Origin of the sequence: Streptomyces milbemycinicus, from assembly GCF_002154605.1 — a bacterium.
Lineage (GTDB): Bacteria > Actinomycetota > Actinomycetes > Streptomycetales > Streptomycetaceae > Streptomyces > Streptomyces milbemycinicus.
The window spans coordinates 1-2498 of record NZ_MUNE01000764.1 but is presented as its reverse complement, the minus strand read 5'-3'; the positions used below and the strand labels follow the sequence as shown (position 1 = coordinate 2498).

3 protein-coding genes are annotated in these 2498 nt (G+C 71.1%); 1 reads left to right on the top strand and 2 read right to left on the bottom strand.

All coding sequences use genetic code 11. The features are described 5' to 3' along the window. Positions 1-24 precede the first annotated feature (24 nt). A complete protein-coding gene (locus CCN51_RS45670; protein WP_043487184.1) occupies positions 25-828 on the bottom strand; it encodes an NAD(P)H-binding protein in 804 nt (267 codons plus the stop codon). 9 nt (positions 829-837) lie between these two features. On the opposite strand from CCN51_RS45670, the gene CCN51_RS45665 reads away from it, so the two are divergent. Beyond that, entirely contained in the window at positions 838-1578 is a 741-nt protein-coding gene (locus tag CCN51_RS45665) for a helix-turn-helix domain-containing protein (RefSeq protein WP_063647549.1), read from the top strand. A gap of 188 nt (positions 1579-1766) precedes the next feature. Here the strand turns inward: CCN51_RS45665 and CCN51_RS45660 are convergent. Beyond that, a partial coding sequence (locus CCN51_RS45660) for a cupin domain-containing protein (RefSeq protein ID WP_107426244.1) occupies positions 1767-2498 on the bottom strand: 732 nt, incomplete at its 5' end.

The window sequence follows — 2498 nt, the reverse complement described above, 5'->3', positions numbered from 1 at the left end:
GCGGCCGTGGCCGTCGGCGGCGGGTTACGGCATTGCCGCGAATGCCTCCCGGTGATCGCGTGCCCACTGCTCGAACGTGCCCGCCGGCCGGCCGAGCACCCGCGGCACGTGGTCGGTGACGTAGGCCGCACCGCCGGCGCGCGCCCAGCCGATGCCAGTGGTCATCCCGGCCGGCAACTGGTCGAGCGCGCTCGCGTCGGTGATCTTGACCGGCCGTTCGAGCACGCGCTCCAGGATCGTCGCCTGGTCTGTGAACGTCAGCAGCTCCGGCCCTGTCAGGTCGTACCGCTGCCCGTTGTGCGCATCGCTGGTCATGGCGGCAACGGCGACCGCGGCCACGTCCCTCGGGTCGACGATGGCCTGCCGGGAATCGCCGGTCATGTTCGGGATCGGTTCTCCCGCCTGGATCAGCGCCCGGTAGCGCAGGAAGTTCGACGCGAAGCTCGGCGGGCGGAGCATCGTCCACACGAGCCCGCTGGCCTCGATCGCCTCCTCCGCGGCGAGGTGCCACGCGCCGACGGTCGCCCCCTCGAACCGTTCGCCGCTGCCGATCGCGGACAGCTTCACGATCTTACGGACGCCCGCCGCCCGTGCGGCCGTCATGAGAGCGATGTCGTGGTCCGCGGTCGGCACGGGCGGCGCGGTCACCAGGAAGACCGTGTCGACGCCGGCCACCGCGCCCGCCAGCGACGCCGGGTCGTCGAAGTCAGCCCGCACTCCGCCGGGCCGCTCGCGGCGGGACATCGCCCGAAACGGCACGCCCCGCTCGGTGAGCAGACGGACGACATGACTACCTATGGTGCCGGTGGCACCGGTAACAAGGATCATGCCCCGACGATGACAGCGCTCTCGCACCGCGTGATAGGAAGTTTCGGCACTATCGTGAACCGCGTGAGCTCTCTTGCCGTGCCGCCTGCCCTTGTGCGTTGGGTGGCCGGGATCGATGTCGCTGCGGCGGACGGTTCGTCGGCGGTCGACGTGCCCGATCACGCCATCACGCTTGTCCTGCGCAGCGACCAGCGTGAGTTGATTGTCATGGGCCCCCGCACCCGGGCCGGATATCACGTCGGCGCGCCCGGCCGTTCGTGCGTGCGGGTTCGCATGCGGCCGGGTCGCGCCCAAGCCCTCCTCGGCCGTCCGCTGCGTGATCTCGCCGACCGGGCCCTGCCGTTCCGCGAACTACCGGGCCTGGACGGTGACCAGTTCGCCACCGATCCGATCGCCGCTCTCGAAGAAGCATTGGCCGACCGCCCAGAGCCCCCGGAGCGGCTCGAAGAGGCGGCACGCCTACTGGTCGGCGCCACCGTCGCCACAACCGCGGCCCGGTTGCACATCAGTGAGCGCCGCCTGCACACCTTGTTCACCGACGGCACCGGTTTGTCCCCCAAGCACTTCGCACGCATTGACCGCGTTCGCACCGTGCTCGCGGCCGATGCCGGCCGGTGGTCGGACATCGCCGCGACGGCGGGCTACTACGACCAGTCCCATATGACAGCCGAGTTCCGACGCTTCATGGGTGTCCCGCCGGCCGCGTTCACCGCAGGTCGGCGTCCCGCCGCGACTGCGTGCACTGGCTGAGTTCCACGACCGGCAAAAGAGGAGTTTTCGGCAGCTTGTCGAAGATGGTCCGGTGCTGGGCCGCTGCAGCTTCCGCGCCGCTAGCCCGGCCGGCGGTGCGTGGCGGGCCCTGCGCGACCCGGCGGCAGCCGATGATGACGAGGCCGCCGACGACTGATCTCGCCCGCGGGCCCGGCGGGCGCTGCCCGTCAGTGGATGTGGGGGCCGCTTGGCAGGACTTCCTTGTCGCGCGTCGACTCTCGTTGTCGCCAGGCACCGGGTGGTTCGCCGTGGTGGCGGCGGAAGGCAGCGGCGAATGCGTAGGGCGAGCTGTAGCCGACGCTCCTGGCGATGCTCGCCATGCCGAGTTCGCCCGTGCGCAGGTGGTCGCGTGCGAGGGCCATGCGCCAGTCGGTCAGGTAGTGCATGGGTGTCTGGCCGAGTGCCTCGTGGAAGGTACGTGCGAAGGCGGCCCGGGACAGGCCGCTGATCGCCGCGAGTTCGGGGACGGACCAGGGGTGGCCGGCGTCCTCGTGCATGGCCTGGAGCGCGGCGCTCAGACGGGGGTCGGCGGAGGCGCGGTACCAGCGGGGTGCGTTCGGGCTGCGGCGGAAGTCGCTGCGGATGGCGAGGACCAGGAGGACGTCGAGAAGTCGGTCGAGCACGGTGGCCTGGCCCGGTTCGGGGTTGGCGAGCTCGTGGGAGAGCAGGGCGATCACGTCCCTCAGCGGATCGCCGACGGCCGCTTGCAGGGTCAGGACCTGCGGCAGGGCTTCGAGTAGCCCGGTGCCGATGTCGCCGGAGAACCGGTAGGCACCGCAGAGGAACACCGTCGTCCCAGGGGTGTCCGACTCCCCGTCGGTGGCATGCCGGGCACGGAACTCCTCCGGTTCGAGGCAGTCGGTGCCGGGCTCGTGGCCGTTGCCCCCAACACGCTTTCC